The sequence below is a fragment of the Deinococcus aquiradiocola genome, from assembly GCF_014646915.1.
Taxonomy (GTDB): Bacteria; Deinococcota; Deinococci; order Deinococcales; family Deinococcaceae; genus Deinococcus; species Deinococcus aquiradiocola.
This window is the reverse complement of record NZ_BMOE01000001.1, coordinates 214,568-233,054: the sequence shown is the minus strand read 5'-3', so window position 1 is coordinate 233,054 and position 18,487 is coordinate 214,568. Positions and strand designations below refer to the sequence as shown.

Sequence of the window (18,487 nt, the reverse complement as noted above, 5' to 3'; positions counted from 1 at the left end):
TTGAGTGTCAGTCCGGCGCGTGCCCGCCGAGGTCGCGCAGCGCGCCGACGAGCAGCGGCCCCTCGACGGCCATCACGCGGGCGCGCAGGGTGGCGAGCGTGTCGCCCGGCAGGACCGGGACGCGTTGCTGCGCGAGGATGGGGCCCTCGTCGATGCCTTCCTCCACGAGGTGCACGGTCGCGCCGGACTCGCTCTCCCCGGCGGCCAGGACGGCCGTGTGCACGAGGTCGCCGTACATGCCGCGCCCGCCGTAACTGGGGAGCAGGCTGGGGTGCACGTTCACGAGGCGGCCGTGGTACGCGGCGAGCACCTGAGGCCCGAGGGCCTTCATGTAGCCGCTGAGGACCACCGTGTCGGCCTGCGCGTCGTGCAGGGCGTCCAGCATGGCGCGGTCGAGGTCGGCCGGGTCCGGGTGGCGGCGGGCGCTCAGGTGCAGGGTGTCCAGGCCCGCGTCCCGCGCGTGCGTCAGGGCGGGCGAGCCGGAGTTGTTGCTGATGCACAGGACCGGCGTGGCGTGCAGTTCGCCGCGCTGCACGGCGCTCAGCACGGCGCGCATGCCGGACCCGCCGTGCGACGAGAGGAAGGCGAGCTTCAAGAGGTCGCCCCGGAGATCTCCCGGAGCAGGTGGGCGCTCGTGAGGACGCCGTCGTGGTAGTCGCTGAGCGCGAAGCTCTCGTTGGGGCTGTGCGGCGCGTCCTCGTTCAGGCCGAAGTCCACGAGGACGACGGGCGCGTGCAGCAGTTCGCGGAACGCCGCGACGATCGGGATGCTGCCGCCGCCGCGCGTGTACACGGGCGCCTTGCCGTGCACGGCCGCGAGCGCGCGTCCGGCCGCCTGCACGTAGGGGTTGTCGAGGTCGATCAGGACGGGCTGACCGCCGTGCAGGTCCTTCACGACGACCTGCGCGCCTTCCGGGGCGATGGTCGGCAGGTACGCCTGGATGAGGCGCGTGATGCGTTCCGGGTCCTGGCCGGGCACGAGGCGCATGCTGATCTTCGCTCCGGCGGTGCTGGCGATGACGGTCTTGCTGCCTTCGCCCTGGTAGCCGCCCCAGATGCCGTTCACGTCGAGGGTCGGGCGGGCCCACAGGCGCTCCAGGGTGCTGAAGCCCGCCTCGCCGGGCAGGGCGGTCGCGCCGATGCTCGCGGCGAAGCTCGCGTCGTCGTGCGGGAGGCCCGCCCACATCTCGCGTTCGGCGGGCGTTAGTTCGTCCACGCCGTCATAGAAGCCGGGGATGGTGACGCGGCCCTGCTCGTCCTTCAGGGAGGAGATGATCTGCGCGAGCGCGTTGATGGGGTTGGGGGCCGCGCCGCCGTAACTGCCGCTGTGCAGGTCGCGGTTCGCTCCGGTCACGTGCACCTCTACGTAGCTCAGGCCGCGCAGGCCGTACGTGACGGTGGGCACGTCGGGAGCGAAGCGCGACCCGTCCGAGATGACGATGGTGTCGGCGCGCAGTTCGTCCACGTGCGCGCGGATGTACGGTTCGAGGTTGGGGCTGCCGACCTCCTCCTCGCCTTCCAGCAGGAATTTCACGTTGACCGGCAGTTCGCCCTGCGTGAGGAGCAGTTCGGCGCCGCGCACGTGCGCGTACGCCTGGCCCTTGTCGTCGGTCGCGCCGCGCGCGTAGATGCGGCCGTCCCGGACGGTCGGCTCGAAGGGCGGCGTCTCCCACTTCTCGAGGGGCGCTTCGGGCTGCACGTCGTAGTGCCCGTAGATGAGGACGGTGGGCTTGCCCTGTGCCTGGAGGCGTTCGGCGTACACGACGGGGTGGCCGGGCGTGTCGTCCACGCGGGCCGTGAAGCCCAGCGACGCGAGTTTCGTCTGCAGGTACTCGGCGGCGCGGCGCATGTCGGCCCTGCGGGCCGGGTCGGCACTGACGGACGGGATGCGCAGCAGCGTGAAGAGTTCCTGCTCGGCCTGCGCGCGGGCGTCCTGCGTGTACTCGGGGAAGTCGGTGGTGGCAGTCATGCGGGAGATTCTAGAGCGAATCTCGCGGGCGGGCAGGGCGCGCGGCCCTCGCCGTCCGGTGGGTGCGTCCCGGCGCGCCCGTCCCGGGCCGGGGGCAGGATCAGGGGCGTTCCACCCGGATTGAACCCGCACATACCGCGGGATTCCGGCAGAGTCCGGGTCAGTCGCGTTCGGTGCGGGGGAGGCCGACGGCGAGGTCGCGTTCCGTGAGGTACACGGTGTCCAGAATACCGACGTATCCGGGCTGGTCGAGGCGGCCCGGGTCGGCGTCGAGGCGCACGATGAAGCCCGCGCCCGCCTGGTACGCCATCGCGCCGTCCAGGCCGAGGACCGTGCCGCCCGCGTAGCTGTGCGGCCGCAGGAAGGGGCTGGACGGTTCGCCGCTCAGCACGAAGACGGGCGTGTGGCCGTGCACGAGGCGCTTCCCGCCGAAGAAGTCCAGCATTTCCGCCGCGAGGTCCCCACCCTGTTCGGTGGTGTAGATCTCGCGTTCCGCGAAGGCGTTCAGGAAGTCCACCCAGTTCTCGGGCGTGCTGGCACGCAGGAACGCCGAGGTGCGCGCCGCGACCTGTTCGCGCGTGTGGCCCAGCGCGAGGTACAGGCGGGCGTCGGCGTGCACGAACAGCCAGTCGCCGTGCAGGTACGTGGGCGGGCGCTCTTCGAGCCATTCCATCTCCTCGGGTTCGAGCTGAGACAGGTCGCGCAGTCGGCCGCCGTTCTGCTTCCAGTAGTCGTACAGGCCGTACGGGTCGCCGCCCTGCCTGCGCCTCCCCCGGAAGCGGAGCGCGGCGAGCAGCATGACTTCGTGGTTGCCGAGCAGGCTGATGACCTGCCCGCCCGCCTCGCTCGCCTGCTGTTCGAGGCGGCGCACGAATCGCAGCACGCCCAGCCCGTCCGGGCCGCGGTCCATCAGGTCGCCGAGCAGCACGAGGGTCGCGCCGTCCCCCAGCCAGTTGTCCTCGAAGTCGGCGAGCCGGGCGCGTTGCAGCAGGGTCCGCAGGCTGGACAGGGCGCCGTGAACGTCGCCGATCACCCAGAGGTCACTCACGCGCGTGGCCGGGGCGGCACGGGGCGGGGAGCGTGCAGGAGGGGCCTGCGCCGTGCGTGGAGGGGGTCTGGTCGTTGCTCACCGGTAGTTCATCATAGCGGGCCGGGCGTGCCCGCGTGCAGGGAAGCGTGCAGCGCCTGCAGGTACTGCCGCGTGGCGGGCGACAGCGGGCCGGGCACCTCGCCGGGCGGAAACCAGCGCGCCTCGCAGGCGTCGTCGGCGGCAGTGGGCATGCCGCTCACGTCCCGCGTCAGGTACAGCACCGTCACCCACGCGACCGTGTTGCCGTCCGGGTACGTGTGCAGCGTGTCCGGGCCGCTGAACACGCCGAGCAGCGAGAACGCCCCGGCGGTGAGGGTCGTCTCCTCGTGCAGTTCGCGGCGGGCGGCAGCGTCCGTGGCCTCGCCCGGTTCGACTCGGCCACCGGGCACGTCCCAGCGGCCGTTGTCGCCGCGCCGCACGAGCAGCACCTCGCCGCGCGCGTTCAGGCACAGCACGCCCGCCCCGACGAGCTGCCGGGGCGGGCGAGTGACCTCCCTGCGACTGAAGGCCCTGAGCAGGGCGCGCACCTTCAGTCGTCCTGTATATCCGGGTCGGGGGCGTCCGGGGAGAGCGTGCCCCGGGCGGGCGAGGCGTTCGGCAGTTCACGCCACGCGGTCATGCGGCTCTGGATGTCCTGCTGGATGTCCCCGATGCGGTTCTCCAGGCGGGCGCGCGTGCCTTCCAGCGCGAAGCGCAGCCGCATGATCTCCTCGACGCCCGCGAGGTTCACGCCGAGCTCCTGCGTGAACCGGCGGATCTCGCGCAGGTGGTCGATGTCGCGCTCGCTGTACAGGCGCGTCTTGCCGCTGCTGCGCCCCGGACGGATCAGGCCCTTGCGCTCGTACAGGCGCAGCGTCTGAGGGTGCATGTCCACCAGTTCCGCCGCGATGGAGATGACGTACACGGGCCGGTCCTTCGGGTCGCTGACGGGGCCCTCGCTGGACGGCAGGGCGCCCGCCTGGGCGCGGGAACGGATCTCGCCCTCCAAGCGCTCGATCTCGGCCTCGAACTCGTCCTGAATGTCGTCCAGTTCGTGCTGGAGACGCATGACTTCCTCGACGCCCGCGAGGTTCACGCCGAGTTCCTGCGTGAGCCTGCGGATCTCGCGCAGGTGGTCGATGTCGCGTTCGCTGTACAGGCGCGTCTTGCCGCTGCTGCGACCGGGACGGATGAGGCCCTTGCGCTCGTAGAGGCGCAGGGTCTGCGGGTGCATGTCGACCAGTTCTGCCGCCACACTGATGACGTACACGGGTCGCTGCTTGGCATCGGTCGCCATAATTAACCTGAGTATAGCGCAGTCAGGATTCAGGAACCCGGCATGGGAAGCAATTGATCCGGCCGCTCCAGGCGCGCCTCCAGCGCCAGAACCGTCAGTTCAGGATGCGGCTGGCGTCGTTCTGGACGGTCCAGTCTGCGCGGAACACCAGCGGTTCGGCGGGCGCGGCGTGCCGGACGTACCAGACGCGTACGCCACGCTGACCGTCCGGCCAGGGCGTCAGGACGGCGCTCGCCCCGACCGGCAGAGACGTGAGCGGCCGCCCGCGCTGGTCCTGCGGGCGCAGCCAGCCGTTCTGGCCGCTGGGCGACCAGCCCGCGAGGTACAGCGCGCCGGAGGACACGTTCAGGATCTCGGCGCGGCCATTCCCGAGCCGCAATTCCAGGTCCGGCCACGCGGGCGACTGCAGCGGCCGGAACCGGAGGTCGAAGCCGGGGTGCGGGCTGCGGGTGCGGACGGGCGGCCGCGCGCCGCTGAGCGCGTACCCGAACGCCATGAGCAGCAGCCCTGACCAGAGCGGCCACGTGATCTGCACGGGCGCGAGCGCCACCGACGCGCCCGCCAGGAACGCCATCGTCACGAACGCGCCCCGCCCGATCACGCGCGCCTGCCTCGCGTGGCGGGCCGGGGCGGGCTGGAATGCGCCCGGCGCGTACGCCGCGATCAGGAGCAGGGCCGCGCCCAGCCCGAACATCGGGTCGGCCTGTACGAGCGGCGCGGCGAGCAGGGCCGACACGCCCGGCGCGGCGAGGTACGCGAAGGCGGGCCGTTCACCCTGCCGCGCGTGCCGCCACACGCGCACGAGCCAGTGCAGCGCGAGGGCCAGCACCGCCAGCAGGTACGGCCAGGAGAGCGTGGTGAGCGTGTCAAGCATGACGCGGCACGGCGGGGCGGGCGGGGCGGGCGGCGGGCATCCGTTCAGCATGCCGTGCCTGCGGGGCGCGGCGCGGTGAGTGAACGCGCAATGTGCCGGAAAGGGCTGGTGGGAGAGGCACAGCGAAGGCGGGAGGGTGAGGACCGCTCTCCCCCGCTCTCCCGCCCCGTGTTCGTGGCACCGTGCTGTCCGGCTTCGGTCCTCGTTCCGTCCGGCTGACCTCCTGAAGGTCAGATCACCGTGTCGTTACCAGCTCAGTTCGGGCGTCGTCACGACGCGGTCGGCGGGCAGGTCCGTGAACAGCGTGTACCGGACGGTGTACGTGCCGGGCAGGATGCGCGGCAGGACGATGGTGTCGCCGTCCAGGGTGGGCGTGAGCGACGCGAGGCTCGGGCCGGACACGCTGAGCGGGCCACGCAGCACGGGCGCGCTCGCCCCGGTGGGCAGCGGGTCGAGGATGCGGAGGTTGTCGACGTTGCCGTCCGACACGATCTGCAGCGTGACGGTGTACCCCGGCTGGCTGGGGCCGTTCCCGCCGAGCGACGAGACGCTCTCGGCGGTCTTGGCGACGTGGACGCGCTGGCCGTTCTGGACGCTGCGCGTGACGTTCACGCCGCTGGGGTTGCGGACGCTGGCGTCCCCGGTGGCGCGCACCCCGACGGGCGCGAGGACCGCTTCGGCGCTGTCGCTGCGGCAGATGCGGACGGGGACCTTCAGGCGCAGCGGCGTGCTGCTGCTCAGGTCGCCGCGCAGCTGCAGCGGGTAGTCGCTGCTCCAGCCGACCGGGAGGTTCAGGTTGAGGGTGCTGGGCAGCCGGTACGGGAAGTCCGTCTTGGCCTGCGCGGTCAGCTGCGAGGCGTCGCAGGCGTCCAGCACGTCGGGCGACGTGGTGAGCGTCACCTCGGTCCGCACGTTGTACTCCAGCGTGACGTGGCCGGTCGCGCCGTCCGTGACGATGCCCGACTGGGCGGGCGTGACGGTCGCGCCGGGGATGCTGCCGGGCGCGACGGGGTAACTGCCGGGCGCGAGCGGCACCGTGACGGGCGCGGCGTACGTGCGGCCGCCCAGGTCGAAGGGGACGTTCGTGAGCGGGATGCGGGTGTCGCCGTACACGGCGACGGCGTCCACCGTGAGCGCTCCCTGCGGCGGGCGGGCCACGAAGCGCAGCCGGGCGTTGCCGGGCGCGACGCGCAGCTCGGTGGGGGACGTGACGGTCCCCTGGCCTTCCAGCACGTTCGCGGAGACGGGCACCCAGCCCTGCGGGAGGCGCGGCCGGACGACGTTGTCACTGCCGACGCTGTAGGTCGCGCCGGGAATGGGCTGGCCCTGCGGGTCCACCACGTCCACGATCAGCTGGTTGGCGACCTTCTGCCCGCCGGGGTCGGCGAACCCGCCCACGAGGGCCGTGACCGGCTGGTTGTCGAGCCGGAAGCTGAACTGCACGGCGTTCGAGTACTGCCTGGTGGTGGGCAGCACGCGGATGTACACGGGCCACTCCCCGACCATCGCCTGCGTGACCACGAAGGTGTTCGTGGCCTTCTGGCCGTCGTTGCTGGTGGTGAGGTTCACGCGCGTCCCGTCCGGCTGCACCACCCAGGTGAGCGCCTCCTGCGGGCCGTCCACGTCGTAGTTCGACACGGCGAGCGTCTTGCCGACCCACGCGGCGGGCACGCGCAGGCGCGCGGCGAGCAGGTCCTGCTGCGTGCTGTCGCGCGCGTTGACGCTGAAGTCCGACGTTTCGAGCGCGAAGGGGGACGCGACGCGCAGCGCGAAGCTGTTCTTGCCGTCGCCGCTGCTGCGGACCGTCAGGGTGTACGTCCCGGCGGGCAGGCCGCCGGACAGCAGCGATTCCCACGCGTGCTCGCGGCTCGCGAGGTAATGCCGTTCGATGACCGTGCCGGACGGGCCGGTCAGCGTGAAAACCGTCTCGAACGGTTCGTTCTTCTTGTACAGCTCGTCGCCGAAGTACCCGGCGCCGCGCCGTCCGTCCGCGTAGTCCATCAGGTTCAGGGCCGGGCTGTACACTTCCAGCCCGATGGGACGACCGGCATTCTGGCCGTCCACGCGGATCTGGTACGTCTCGGTGTTGGAGGTCCAGCGCTGCCCGACCGACACGAGCGGCAGGATGCCGCCGGTGGACTGGGCGCTGCCGGGCGCGGTGACGGGCGCGCTGGTGGGCACGACGGGCGCGCCCGTCTGCGCGCGGGCGGCCGCGAGGGTCAGGGTGAGGGTCAGGAACGCGGCGCGCCTCACGGCGTGGCTGCGCGGGCGGGCGGGGGTCTGGTCGGGCATGGAGGGTCCTCCGGTGGGGTCGTGGTCGTCAGCGTGGGGATTGAGGGATTCTTAACTTCAGAGCAAATATACACGCGCCCACCCGGACTCCAGCCTGAACCCGGCCCACCCGCCGGGGGGGGTGCGGGTGGGCCGGAGCGGGCAGGACGGGCGGTATGCTGCCGGGCGTGCATGTCGTCACCCTGAACCTCAACGGACTGAGAAGTGCCCTGCGCAAGGGCCTGCTGCCCTGGCTGGAGGAACACGCGCCGGACGTGCTGCTGCTGCAGGAGGTCCGCGCCAGCAGCATGCCGGAAGTGTTCGCACCGCTCGGCTACCACTCGGTGTGGCACCCGGCGAGCAGGGCCGGGTACAGCGGCGTCGCCATCCTGTCGCGGGAAGCGCTGCAGGACGTGGTGATCGGCATCGGGGACCCACTGCTGGACGACGAGGGCCGCCTCGTGTCGGGCGTCCTGCACGGCGTGCGGTACGCGAGCCTGTACCTGCCGAGCGGGTCGAGCGGCGAGGAACGCCAGGGCTTCAAGGACCGCAGCCTGCCCATCCTGAGCGCCTGGGTGCAGGCTCGGCTGCAGGAGGGTCCGCTCGTGCTGGGCGGGGACTTCAACGTCGCGCACCGCGAGATCGACATCCGCAACTGGCGCGGCAACGTCCGCAACAGCGGCTTCCTGCCGCACGAGCGCGCGTGGATGGGTGAGCTGCTCGCGCTGGGCCTGCGCGACACGCACCGAGAGACGCTGGGCGAGCAGGCCGCGTACACGTGGTGGAGCAACCGCGCGAACGCGTACGCGAACGACGTGGGGTGGCGCATCGATTATCTGCTGAGTGCGGGCGTGGACGTGCGGGACGTGACGGCGCACCGGGCGGCAAGGCTGTCGGACCACGCGCCGCTCGGCGGACGGGTGCGCGCCCTGACGCAGGACTGACCCGGGTTGCGCTCCGGACCGCCTCCCTGCCTGCGCTGAGCATGAGGGTCCGGTCAGGCCGGAAAGGTGGGGGCGTGCTACAGTGGAGGAGCTTCCGGGCTATGGCTGCACCTGAGCGTTGTGCAGGCCCGTGACAAGCAATCCTCGCCGGAGCGGCTGGGCAGGAAAATCCCGCCCCGCGCAACTGTACCGCCGAAAATCCCGCAGACGGAATGCGACGAGGTTTCCGGCGTACCGCACCGCCCGCGAGCGAACACAAAGGTGCTGAATGCCAAAGAGCAGCAAGGAGCGCGGGGCCACGAAGCCCGACGCGACCCCCCGGGACAGCAGTGTCCAGAAGAGGGCGAGCAAGGCGAAGAACGCCGCGCCAGACGTACAACCCGAAGCCGAATCCAGCCGCAAGCGCGCTAAGCGTACCGCGGCGAGCGTCACCCCTATCCCAGAGGCCGTGCAGACCGAGACGGCCCCCGCCCGCCGCGCCCGCAGGACCAGGGACGCGGAGCCCACAGCGGCCGACGTGCAGCCGGCCCAGGCGGCTGAGCCGATCACCGAACCCGTGCAGGCCGCGACTCCGGCCCGCCGTGGTCGCCGGACCTCGAAGCAGGCCAGCGAAGTGCAGGTCAGCGAAGTGACCGGGCCGCTGCAGGCGCAGCCCGAGGTCACGGAGGCCGTGCAGCCCGAGCCCGAGCAGCCCGTGGCGCCCGCGCGCCGTGGCCGCAAGCCGAAGGCCGCCGTTGCCGCGCCCGGAGCGCAGCCTGAAGTGGCCGCGTCTGCTGAAGTGGTGGAAGCTTCCGACGTGGCCGTTCAGCCCGAACCCACTCCCGAGCCCGAGATCGCCGTTCCCACGCCGCGCCGTGGCCGCAAGCCGAAGGCCGCCGTGCAGGTGGAAGCTGTCGTTGCGCCGGTGGCCGTGCAGATGGAGGATGCGCAGGTCGACGCCGTTCCGGCCGAGGCTGTCCTGCCGGAACCCGAGCAGACGACCACGGAACCTGCCCAGCCGCCCGTCACGAAGGCGAAGCGTGGCCGCAGGGCCGCCGTGACACCTGTCCCCGAGGCCGCTCCCAGCGAACCGGAAGTGGTGTCGGTGGCCGTGCCCGTGGACGAGACGCCCGTGGAGCCCGCTCCTGCCGCCCGTCGTGGCCGCAAGCCCGGCCGTGCCCGCAAGGACGAGACCGTGACGGCCGAAGTGGCCGCAGGGCCGGTCGAGACGACGCCCGAAACGGTCGCCGAGACGCCCGCCCAGCAGCAGGCGCCCACTGAGGAGCCGCGTCTGACGCGCCGCGGTGGCCGCAAGCCCCGCACGACGGCCCCCGACGTGGTGGCCGAGCAGGCCGGGACGGGCGCACAGGCCGAACCTGCCGTGACGCCGGACACCCTGGCAACCGTGCAGGAAACGCAGGACGCCACACCCGAACAGGGGGAGCAGGACGAGCCTGTCGCCCCGCGTGGCCGCCGGAACCGTGGCCGGGGCAGCGTCAAGGTGACCGTGCAGGCGCAGGACGCCGGGACGCCCGCCGGACCGCTGACGGACGAACGGCAGGACGACGGGGAACAGGACGACGCGACCGACGGAGACGCCACCGCAGCGGCGGACGCGCACCCCGCGCAGACGCTCGTGATCGAGCAGCTGCGTAAACTCGGCCGTCCCGTGCACATCCGCGACTTCGAACGCAGCTTCACCCGGCAGGGCCGCGAGCGGCTCGGCACGTACCGCAGCGACCTGACGGCCCTGATGGACGAACTCGTGCACGCGGGCCTCGTCATTCAGACGCGCAAGCGCACGTACGGTCTGCCGGAAGCGATGAACCTCGTGCGTGGCCGCTTCCAGGCGTCCGCGAGCGGGTTCGGCTTTGTAATCCCCGACTCGGGCGGCGACGACTACTACATCCCCGAGGGCCGCACCATGGAAGCCTGGAACGGCGACACGGTCCTCATCCGGCCCGAGGGTCGCGGCGGGCGGCGCGGCGACAGCCCGGCGGGCGTGGTGGTGCGCGTCGTGGAGCGCGCCTCCGCGCAGCTGGTGGGGAGCCTGGAGCACTCGCACGGGTACGCGTTCCTGAAGCCGGACGACATGCGCAACAAGCACCGCATCATGCTGGTGCCCGAGGGCCTGGAGGGCCTGCCGGACGGGGCGCGCCTCGTGACGGAACTGTACTGGCCGGAAGACACCGGTGAGGACGAAGTGTACGGTCAGGTGCTGAAGGTCCTCGGGAACGAGGACGACCCCGTCACGGAAACGCAGGCGGTCGTCATCAAGTACGGCCTGCGCGACGAGTTCCCGCCGGAGGTGCTGGAGGAGGCGGAAGCCATTCCGTCCAGCATTCCCGAGTCGGCGCTGTTCGGGCGTCTCGACCTGCGCGACTACAACATCTTCACGGTGGACGGCCGCGACGCGAAGGACTTCGACGACGCGATTCACATCCAGCCGACGCCCGAGGGGAACTTCGTGGTGGGCGTGCACATCGCGGACGTGTCGCACTACGTGAAGGCCGGACAGCCGCTCGACGACGAGGCGTACGCCCGCGCGACGAGTGTGTACCTGCCGGGTCAGGTGCTGCCGATGCTGCCGGAGCACCTCAGCAACGGCGTGTGCAGCCTCGTGCCGTACGAGGACCGACTGACGCTCAGCGCCCTGATCGAACTGAACATCGACGGGGACATCCTCGACGTGAAGCTCGCGCCGAGCGTCATCCGCAGCAAGGCGCGCCTCACGTACGACGAGGTGCAGGCGTACAGCGAGGCTGTCGCGACCCTGCAGGGCGACGCGCGCGCCCTGGAAGGCGACCTGCACCTGCTGCTGAAGATCACGTCGCGCCTGCGTCAACGCCGCCTGCGCGAGGGAGCCCTCGACTTCAAGATGCGTGAAGTGAAGGTCGACGTGGGCAAAGGCGGGCACCTGGAGCTCGTGCCGGTGCGCGAGGAGACGGCGCGCGGCATGATCGAGGACCTGATGCTGCTCGCGAACAAGGTCGTCGCGCGGCACCTGCTGGAACGCAACGTGCCTGCCCTGTACCGCATTCACGAGGAGCCGACCCTGGCGCGCTTCCAGGAGGTCAGCAGCGCCATCGGGCGACTCGGGCTGGCCTTCCCGGGCGGGGAACCCACCCCGCAGGCGTACCAGGCGGTCCTGAAGAAGGTGCGCGGCACGCCGCAGGAGACGGCCGTGAACACCCTGCTGCTGCGCAGCATGCAGCAGGCGAAGTACGCGGGCGAGAACCTCGGGCACTTCGGGCTGGCCTTCGACGAGTACCTGCACTTCACGTCCCCCATCCGCCGTTACCCGGACCTGCTGGTGCACCGCATGCTGAAAGCCAGCCTGAGCGGTGAACTCAGCGACCGGCAGAAGGCCGAGATGGAGGCCCGCCTCGCCGAGATGGGCCGCCACACCAGCGAACGCGAACGGACGGCCAGCGAGGCCGAACGCGACCTGACGAAGTACTATCAGGCGAAGTGGGCGCAGGAGAACCTCGACGGCGTGTTCGAGGGGTACGTGTCGGGCGTCATCGCGAGCGGCCTGTTCGTGGCGCTGGAGAACGGCGTCGAGGGACGCATCCACATCTCGAACCTCGACGACGACTACTACCTGTACATCGAGGACGCCGGCATCATGAAAGGCAAGACGACGGGCCGCGTCTTCCGGGTCGGCGAGCACATCACCATCCGCATCACCCAGGTCAACCCGCTGGCCCGGCAGATCGAATTTTCACAGGAGAGCAACATGGACGGCAATGAAGGCAAGCCCCGCGCCCGTCGCCGCGAAGAGCGCGAGACGAGCAAGCGCGAGAAACTCAGCACCCTCGTCCCCAGCGTGCGCGCGCCCCGCGCCGCTCAGGACGACACCCAGCCCGCGCAGGCCGCCCAGAACCGTGGCGGGAACCGGAATGAACTGCGGATCGGGCGCGGCCGGGACGGCGGGAGCCGCCCGTCCAGCAACTACAGTGGCGGCGGCAAGCGCCGCATCGTGACGCTCGACCGGCCCCGCAACGAGCACCTGCGGCCCGTGAACGTCACCGTGCAGCGCATGTACTTCGGCGACTGGACGCTGGAAAACATGCCGCCCGAGGACGGCCAGGGCGGCCACAACCGCAGCGGCGGCTTCCGTGGCCGTCCGCAGCCGCAGACGGCGCGCAGCGGCAACGAGCGCGGCGGAAACCGTGGCGGCAACGGGAACGGCGGGAACTTCCGCAACCAGAACCAGGGTCAGGACGGCCGCGCGCCGCGCCAGCAGGCCGCCGCGCCCGCCCATGGCAGCGCGCCCGCCACGGCGGAAGGCGCGGACGGCAGTGACGCCAGCAAGCGCCGCCGCCGTCGCCGGGGACGTCGCGGCGGGAACGGCAGCAGCCAGAGCTGACAGGAAGCTCGGGGTGACGGTTGAATCATCACTCCGAGCAGCGCAGAAAGGCGGCAGACGCCAGAGGTGGAGCGCTTCGGGCGCTGTTCCCGGAAACGAGGAGAGGGGGACGGACACGTGAGTCCGTCCCCCTCTCCTCTGTCTGCACGTCAGGGTCGCGCGGCGGGCGCGCGCACCACCCATCCCTGCAGGTGCAGGGACGTCTCCAACATCCTGCGGGGCATGCCCGGCGGCACGCTGTATGCTTCCGCCAGGGCCACCCAGTCTGCCCAGGCGAACCGCGCAGGCCGCGTCACGGCGAGCGCGGTGGCCCGCCAGCCGTCTGGCAGGGCCGGGCAGGGCGCTGGAACGCCCACCGGGAGCAGGCCCGGCAGGTGCTGCGGGCCATGTGCGGCCACGAGCAGCACCCCGTGCGGGCGCAGCACCCGGCACGCCTCCGCCACGGCCAGGCCCGGCGAGTGCAGGTGCGTCAGCACGCGCAGCATCACGACCACGCCGAACGACGCGTCCGGGAACGGCAGGGCGTGCGCGTCCACTCCGGCGGAGGCGTCCGCCACCACGCCCCGCCCGGTCTGCCCGCGCCGACGCCACTCGGCGAGCAGACGACCGTCTCCCCCACCCACGTCCAGCACGTCCGCGCCCAGGTCCAGGCGTGCGGCGTCCAGCAGCGGCCCGAACGGCCACACCGCGCCGCACGCCCGACCCAGCAGGGCGTCCCGTTCCGCGAGCGTCAGGGGCAGGCGCGTCCGCCGGTCAGCGGCGGTACGCGACCCGGCCGCCCACCACCGTCAGGGTCGGCCAGCCGCGCAGCTCCTGCCCCGCCCACGGCGAGAACTTCGCCTTGCTGCGGAACTCGGCGGGCGTCACGGGACGCGCCGTGTCCAGGTCCAGCAGCACGAGGTCCGCCGGTTGCCCCGCGTCCAGCGTCGGCTCGGGCCAGCCCATCACGCGGGCCGCGCCGCCCGTGAACAGGTGCAGCAGGCGCTCCAGGCCCAGCACCTCCCCGAACTGCGTCCACATCAGCGGGAACGCCACCTCGATGCTCGGAATGCCGAACGGCGCGTGCAGCATGTCCTGCTCCTTCTCCGCGCGCGTGTGCGGCGCGTGATCCGTCGCGAGGCAATCCACCGAGCCGTCCAGCAGGCCCGCCAGCAGGTGCTCCGCGTCCACCTGCGTCCGCAGGGGCGGCGCGACCTTGAACATCGGGTCGAAGCCCCGCAGGGCCTCGTCCGTCAGGGTCAGGTGGTGCGGGCACACCTCGCACGTCACCGGCACGCCCCGCGCCTTCGCGTCCCGCACCAGATCCAGCGCGCGCGCCGTGGACAGGTGCTGAACGTGCAGCCGCGCGCCCGTCAACGCCGCGATCTCGATGTCACGCGCCACGCGCGCCGCCTCCGCCGCCGCCGGATTGCCGGGCAGACCCAGCGCCTCGCTGACCGCACCCTCGTTCATCACGCCGTCCGCCCGGAGCGTCGCGTCCTCGGCATGCACGCTCACCACCATCCCCAGGCTGTGCGCGTACTCCAGTCCCAGCCGCAGCACGCGCGCGTCCTCGTTGGTGCGGCCGTCATCGGTGAACATGACTGCGCCCGCCTCCCTCAGCAGGCTCAGCTCGGCCAGCTGCTTGCCCTGCTGCCCCTTCGTCAGCGCTGCCGACGGCTTCAGGCGAGCGAACCCCAGCGCGTCCGCCTTCTCGATCAGGGCACGCACGAGCGCCGGGTCGTCGATGACCGGCGAGGTGTTCGGCATGCACACCACCGTGCCGTACCCGCCCGCCGCCGCCGCCGCGAGACCCGACGCGAGATCCTCCTTGACCTCCTGCCCCGGCTCGCGCAGGTGCGCGTGCAGTTCCAGGAGGGCCGGAGCGACCGTGGCCCCGTTGCCGTCGATGGTTTCGCCTTCAGCCGGAAGATTCCAGCCCTTGATCAGACCGTTCTCGATGGTGAGGGTTTCAGGAGTGTCCGAGTTGGGTCGGCGGATGTTGGTTATGGTGATGGTCATTTGTTCTCCTGATCGAACTCCAGAACTACAGTGTCAGGGTCATGGCCCTTAAGCACGACATCTCGAAAAATCGCCTGTACGGGCGTGGCGGCAGCTCGCAACAGGCCAGCGTTCACAGATGTTCAGGCCCGCCCGACCAGCAGGTGGTACAGGACGCTCATGCGGACTGCCTGGCCGTTCTCGACCTGTTTCAGAATGCGGCTGCGGGGGCCGTCGGCGGTGTCGGCGCTGATTTCCAGGTCGCGGTTCATGGGGCCGGGGTGCAGGACGATGGCGCCCGGCTCGGCGTGTTCCATCAGCGCCTCGTTGACCTGATAACCCTGGATGTATTCCGGGAGGCTGCCGAGGTATCCGGCGTCCATGCGTTCCGTCTGGAGGCGCAGGGCCATGACGGTGTGCGCGCCTTTCACGGCGGTTCGGGCGTCGGTGGTGAGGGTGACGCGCTCGCCTGCGAGGTCGCGGGGGAGGAGGGTGGCGGGGCCGCACAGGGTGACGTTCGCGCCGAGCCGGGTGAGCAGTTCGGTGTTGCTGCGGGCGACGCGGGAGTGGCGCACGTCGCCGATGATGGTGACGTTGCGTCCGGCCAGGTCGCCGTATTCCTGCCGGATGGTGTAGGCGTCGAGGAGCGCCTGGGTGGGGTGGGCGCGGCGGCCGTCTCCGGCGTTGATGGTGGGTTTGCCGCTGAACTGCGCGACGCGGTGCGCGGCGCCGCTCGCTTCGTGCCGGACGATGAACGCGTCGACCTTGTACGCGGTGAGCGTTTCGATGGTGTCGCGGAGGCTTTCGCCCTTGCTGAGGCTGCTGCTGCTGGCGGCGAAGCTGACGACGTCGGCGCTCATGCGGCGCGCGGCGAGTTCGAAGCTGATGCGGGTGCGGGTGCTGTTCTCGAAGAACACGGTGCAGACGGTGAGGCCCTGCAGGGCGGGGACCTTGCGGACGGGCCGGTCGAGGACGCTGAGCATGGTGTCGGCGTTGTCGAGGATGGCGGTGAGGCGCTCGGTGCTCCAGCCCTGGAAGTCCAGCAGGTGGCGGGGGCGGGTGTCGGAGAAGGCGGTCATGCCTGCTCCGGCGTGCCGTCGCGTTCCCAGAGTTCGACGGCGTCCACGCCGTCCGTCTCTTCGAGCTTCACCTTGACGAGTTCCGTGCGGGCGGTGGGGAGGTTCTTGCCGACGTAGTCGGCGCGGATGGGGAGTTCGCGGTGGCCCCGGTCGACGAGGACGGCCAGCTGGATGCTCTGCGGGCGGCCGAGGTCGAGGAGCGCGTCGAGGGCGGCGCGGACGGTGCGGCCGGTGTACAGCACGTCGTCGACGAGGATGATGCGGCGCGGCTGCATGTCGAAGTCGAGTTGCGTCTCGCGGATGACGGGCTGGCGCGCGATTTCGGAGAGGTCGTCGCGGTACAGGGTGATGTCGAGCCGTCCGAGGGGCACGTCGACGCCTTCGAGTTCGCGGAGTTTCGCGGCGAGCCTGGCGGCGAGCGGGATGCCGCGCGTGTGCACGCCGACGAGCGCGAGGCCTTCGGCGCCCTTGTTGCGTTCGAGGATCTCGTGCGCGATGCGGGTCAGGGCGCGGCGGAGTTCCTCACTGGTGAGGATGGAGGCCTTCAGCTGCATGTGGCGCTCCCGGCCAAAAAAAAGGCCGTCCGGGCGTTCCGGCGGCAGCGGTGGTGCGGTGGGTGTGCGTTCATGGTGCTCCTTTCCTGCCTCACGGGGCGGGTGCAGACTCACGGGCCTGCTGAAAAGGACGAGGGTGGTGCGCCGGAATCTCCGGGCCGCCGGAAGTATAGATCAAATGCGGGCGGGGGACTGAACTTCGGGGCGGTGCGGTGCGTACCTGGGGTATGGGCGTTGAAGGGTGGTGGGCTGGGGCGGGCAGGTTGGTGCGGGTGCTGGCGTGCGTGGGCGCGATGTTCGCGCTGGGCGGGGGTGCCGGGTCGGTGCGGGTCGGGGAGGCCGCGCCGGAGTTCGTGGCGGGCGGCGCGTGGCTGAATTCGGCGCCGCTGCACGTGCGGCAGTTGCGGGGGCGGGTGGTGCTGGTGAACGTGTGGGTGTACTCGTGCATCAACTGTCACCTGAGCCTCCCGACGCTGCGGGGGTGGTACGCGCGGTTTCACGCGGCGGGCCTGGAGATCGTGGGGGTGCACTCGCCGGAGTTCCCGTCGGACCGGCCTGCGGGGAATGTCGCGGCGGCCCTGCGGCGAGACGGGGTAGACTGGCCCGTCATGCAGGACAACGATCTCGCCACCTGGAACGCGTACGGCGTGAGCGGCTGGCCGAGCTTCTATCTCGTGGACCGGCGCGGGAAGGTGCGGGCCGTGCACGTGGGTGAGCTGTCGGCGCGGTTCCCGGACGCGATTCCGGGCCTGGAGCGGCAGCTGATGGCGCTGCTGGCCGAGAAGTGATGCGGGGCGGCGCGGCACGCCAGGCGTGCCTTCGGGCGGTGCGGGGCCTCGGGTGCCTGCTGGCGCTGCTGGCCGTGCCGCCTGCCCTCGCGGTGGCCGCCGGGGGGAGCGTGACGGTGCGGGTGCAGGTGCCGCCCGTCGCGGGCCTGACGTTCAGCCGCGCGGCGCCCGCCGACCTGACCGTCACGACGCCGTGGGGCGTTCACGCGGGGCGGTGGCGGGGCGGGGCGCTGTACGCGCCGGACCCGCAGCACTACTGGAGTCGCCTGAACGCGGCGGCGGTAAGTGTGCCGGTCCCGCCGGGCACGCCTGCCGGAACGTACCCGGTGCGGGTGAACGCCACCCTGTACGTCTGCGATCAGCGGGCGCACCTGTGCAGCGTGCGGCCCGCGCAGGCGAGCGGGAGCGTGAGGGTCGGGCCGGGCGCGCCAGGGAGCACCGTCACGCTCGGCGTGCCGTCCGCCCGGACCTTCTGATGCCAGATTGAGCTGAACGCCTGAAGCTCATACGGTTTTGATCCGATTCCAGGGATGCCGGGAAAAGCAAAGGCATCCCTTCTTGGGCAGAACGGACGCCCTACAGGACGCCTGCCCGCTTCTTGGGCAGAACAGCGCCCATGACTGGGACAGCTCCGCAGGAGAGGACGCTTGCCCGCTTCCACCTCCTCCAAACCGTCCCTGTTGGTGCCCTTGTCGCTCGGCTGAACTCCAAAAGTTCAGCTCAAAATCGTATCATACGGTTTTGAGATAAACTGAGTCCATCAAAGCGACTGAGATCATCCCCCACCTGACCCTGGAAGAACTGCGTGAGCGGTTCAAGACCGCCGCCACGCACGACGAACGCACCCGTTGGCAAGCGCTGATCCTCCTCAGTGACCCCACGCATCCCCGGTCGCGAAAGGAGATCGCACACATCGTGCAACGCACTCCCAACTGGGTCGGCCGCACCATCAAGCGATACAACGCCGGTGGGCCCGATGGGCCCAAAGATCGCCGGAAAGGCCGCTCGCAGCGTCCCTTACTGCTCGATGAGGTCCAGCGTCAGGCGCTGGACCTGCGATTGCAGCACCCACCGGATGATGGCGGGCGCTGGACGTCCCGTCAGGTGGCCGCCTGGATCGAAGAGGTGGTGGGCCATCCGGTGAACATCGTCACCGGATGGAACTATTTGCGTCGGCTCCAGTACACGGTTCAGCTCCCCCGTCCACAGCATCCCCAGGCGGCGAGCCCGGTGGAGCAGGAGGCGTACAAAAAAAAATCTGCGCCCTTGTCGAAACGCTGAAGGGCACTTCATCGGGACGGGAGGTGGAACT

At 71.0% G+C, this 18,487-nt stretch carries 16 protein-coding genes; 5 read left to right on the top strand and 11 right to left on the bottom strand.

Annotated features, from left to right (window positions below; genetic code table 11):
* Window positions 1-7: 7 nt before the first annotated feature.
* The 7 genes from purN to IEY33_RS01075 all read right to left on the bottom strand — a co-directional run bounded on the left by purN (window position 8) and on the right by IEY33_RS01075 (window position 7,500).
* Window positions 8-595 (bottom strand): phosphoribosylglycinamide formyltransferase, encoded by a 588-nt coding sequence (gene purN / locus IEY33_RS01105; RefSeq protein WP_188960382.1) that lies wholly within the window; start codon window positions 593-595, stop codon window positions 8-10.
* Entirely contained in the window at window positions 592-1,968 is a 1,377-nt protein-coding gene (locus IEY33_RS01100) for a dipeptidase (RefSeq protein WP_188960381.1), read from the bottom strand. The genes purN and IEY33_RS01100 overlap by 4 nt, the downstream gene beginning before the upstream one ends.
* 160 nt (window positions 1,969-2,128) lie before the next feature.
* The gene (locus IEY33_RS01095; RefSeq protein ID WP_188960380.1) at window positions 2,129-3,016 is read right to left on the bottom strand and encodes a metallophosphoesterase; all 888 of its coding nucleotides are present in this window, start codon (window positions 3,014-3,016) and stop codon (window positions 2,129-2,131) included.
* A gap of 92 nt (window positions 3,017-3,108) precedes the next feature.
* Window positions 3,109-3,585 carry an NUDIX domain-containing protein gene (locus tag IEY33_RS01090; RefSeq protein WP_229670663.1) on the bottom strand — a complete coding sequence of 159 codons (477 nt, stop codon included), beginning with the start codon at window positions 3,583-3,585 and terminating at the stop codon, window positions 3,109-3,111.
* Window positions 3,586-3,587: 2 nt separating this feature from the next.
* Complete coding sequence (gene hspR, locus IEY33_RS01085) at window positions 3,588-4,334, bottom strand: heat shock protein transcriptional repressor HspR, fused homodimer type (RefSeq protein ID WP_188960379.1); 747 nt, start codon at window positions 4,332-4,334, stop codon at window positions 3,588-3,590.
* Between the two features lie 94 nt (window positions 4,335-4,428).
* Window positions 4,429-5,208, bottom strand: a complete 780-nt coding sequence (locus tag IEY33_RS01080; RefSeq protein WP_188960378.1) for a hypothetical protein — start codon at window positions 5,206-5,208, stop codon at window positions 4,429-4,431.
* Window positions 5,209-5,454: 246 nt separating this feature from the next.
* Window positions 5,455-7,500, bottom strand: coding sequence for a hypothetical protein (locus tag IEY33_RS01075; protein WP_229670662.1), 2,046 nt, complete (start codon window positions 7,498-7,500; stop codon window positions 5,455-5,457).
* Between the two features lie 155 nt (window positions 7,501-7,655).
* Here IEY33_RS01075 and IEY33_RS01070 point away from each other — a divergent pair, with 155 nt between their 5' ends.
* Entirely contained in the window at window positions 7,656-8,423 is a 768-nt protein-coding gene (locus tag IEY33_RS01070; protein WP_188960377.1) for an exodeoxyribonuclease III, read from the top strand.
* A gap of 268 nt (window positions 8,424-8,691) precedes the next feature.
* Window positions 8,692-12,774, top strand: a complete 4,083-nt coding sequence (gene rnr / locus IEY33_RS01065; protein ID WP_188960376.1) for a ribonuclease R — start codon at window positions 8,692-8,694, stop codon at window positions 12,772-12,774.
* A 149-nt stretch (window positions 12,775-12,923) separates the two neighbouring features.
* On the opposite strand, the gene IEY33_RS01060 is transcribed toward rnr, so the two are convergent.
* From IEY33_RS01060 to pyrR, 4 genes are all read right to left on the bottom strand, one after another.
* Window positions 12,924-13,460, bottom strand: coding sequence for a class I SAM-dependent methyltransferase (locus tag IEY33_RS01060; protein WP_229670660.1), 537 nt, complete (start codon window positions 13,458-13,460; stop codon window positions 12,924-12,926).
* A 67-nt stretch (window positions 13,461-13,527) separates the two neighbouring features.
* Complete coding sequence (locus tag IEY33_RS01055) at window positions 13,528-14,775, bottom strand: dihydroorotase (protein WP_188960375.1); 1,248 nt, start codon at window positions 14,773-14,775, stop codon at window positions 13,528-13,530.
* Between the two features lie 122 nt (window positions 14,776-14,897).
* A complete protein-coding gene (locus IEY33_RS01050) occupies window positions 14,898-15,833 on the bottom strand; it encodes an aspartate carbamoyltransferase catalytic subunit (protein WP_188960374.1) in 936 nt (311 codons plus the stop codon).
* A complete protein-coding gene (gene pyrR, locus IEY33_RS01045; RefSeq protein WP_188960373.1) occupies window positions 15,830-16,387 on the bottom strand; it encodes a bifunctional pyr operon transcriptional regulator/uracil phosphoribosyltransferase PyrR in 558 nt (185 codons plus the stop codon). Before pyrR ends, IEY33_RS01050 begins: the two co-directional genes overlap by 4 nt.
* Before the next feature lie 266 nt (window positions 16,388-16,653).
* Between pyrR and IEY33_RS01040 the strand changes: the two genes are divergently transcribed.
* From IEY33_RS01040 to IEY33_RS01030, 3 genes are all read left to right on the top strand, one after another.
* On the top strand, window positions 16,654-17,175 hold the full coding sequence (locus IEY33_RS01040) for a redoxin family protein (protein WP_229670732.1): 522 nt from the start codon (window positions 16,654-16,656) through the stop codon (window positions 17,173-17,175).
* 38 nt (window positions 17,176-17,213) lie between these two features.
* The gene (locus IEY33_RS01035; protein WP_188960371.1) at window positions 17,214-17,651 is read left to right on the top strand and encodes a hypothetical protein; all 438 of its coding nucleotides are present in this window, start codon (window positions 17,214-17,216) and stop codon (window positions 17,649-17,651) included.
* Window positions 17,652-17,934: 283 nt separating this feature from the next.
* Window positions 17,935-18,456, top strand: coding sequence for a winged helix-turn-helix domain-containing protein (locus tag IEY33_RS01030; protein WP_306415594.1), 522 nt, complete (start codon window positions 17,935-17,937; stop codon window positions 18,454-18,456).
* Window positions 18,457-18,487: the final 31 nt, after the last annotated feature.

Coding starts and splice junctions, on each gene's coding strand:
- IEY33_RS01100 (WP_188960381.1), bottom strand. CDS start 1,968: ATGACTGCCACCACCGACTTCCCCGAGTACACGCAGGACGCCCGCGCG.
- hspR (WP_188960379.1), bottom strand. CDS start 4,334: ATGGCGACCGATGCCAAGCAGCGACCCGTGTACGTCATCAGTGTGGCG.
- IEY33_RS01080 (WP_188960378.1), bottom strand. CDS start 5,208: ATGCTTGACACGCTCACCACGCTCTCCTGGCCGTACCTGCTGGCGGTG.
- IEY33_RS01075 (WP_229670662.1), bottom strand. CDS start 7,500: ATGCCCGACCAGACCCCCGCCCGCCCGCGCAGCCACGCCGTGAGGCGC.
- IEY33_RS01070 (WP_188960377.1), top strand. CDS start 7,656: ATGCTGCCGGGCGTGCATGTCGTCACCCTGAACCTCAACGGACTGAGA.
- rnr (WP_188960376.1), top strand. CDS start 8,692: ATGCCAAAGAGCAGCAAGGAGCGCGGGGCCACGAAGCCCGACGCGACC.
- IEY33_RS01055 (WP_188960375.1), bottom strand. CDS start 14,775: ATGACCATCACCATAACCAACATCCGCCGACCCAACTCGGACACTCCT.
- IEY33_RS01050 (WP_188960374.1), bottom strand. CDS start 15,833: ATGACCGCCTTCTCCGACACCCGCCCCCGCCACCTGCTGGACTTCCAG.
- pyrR (WP_188960373.1), bottom strand. CDS start 16,387: ATGCAGCTGAAGGCCTCCATCCTCACCAGTGAGGAACTCCGCCGCGCC.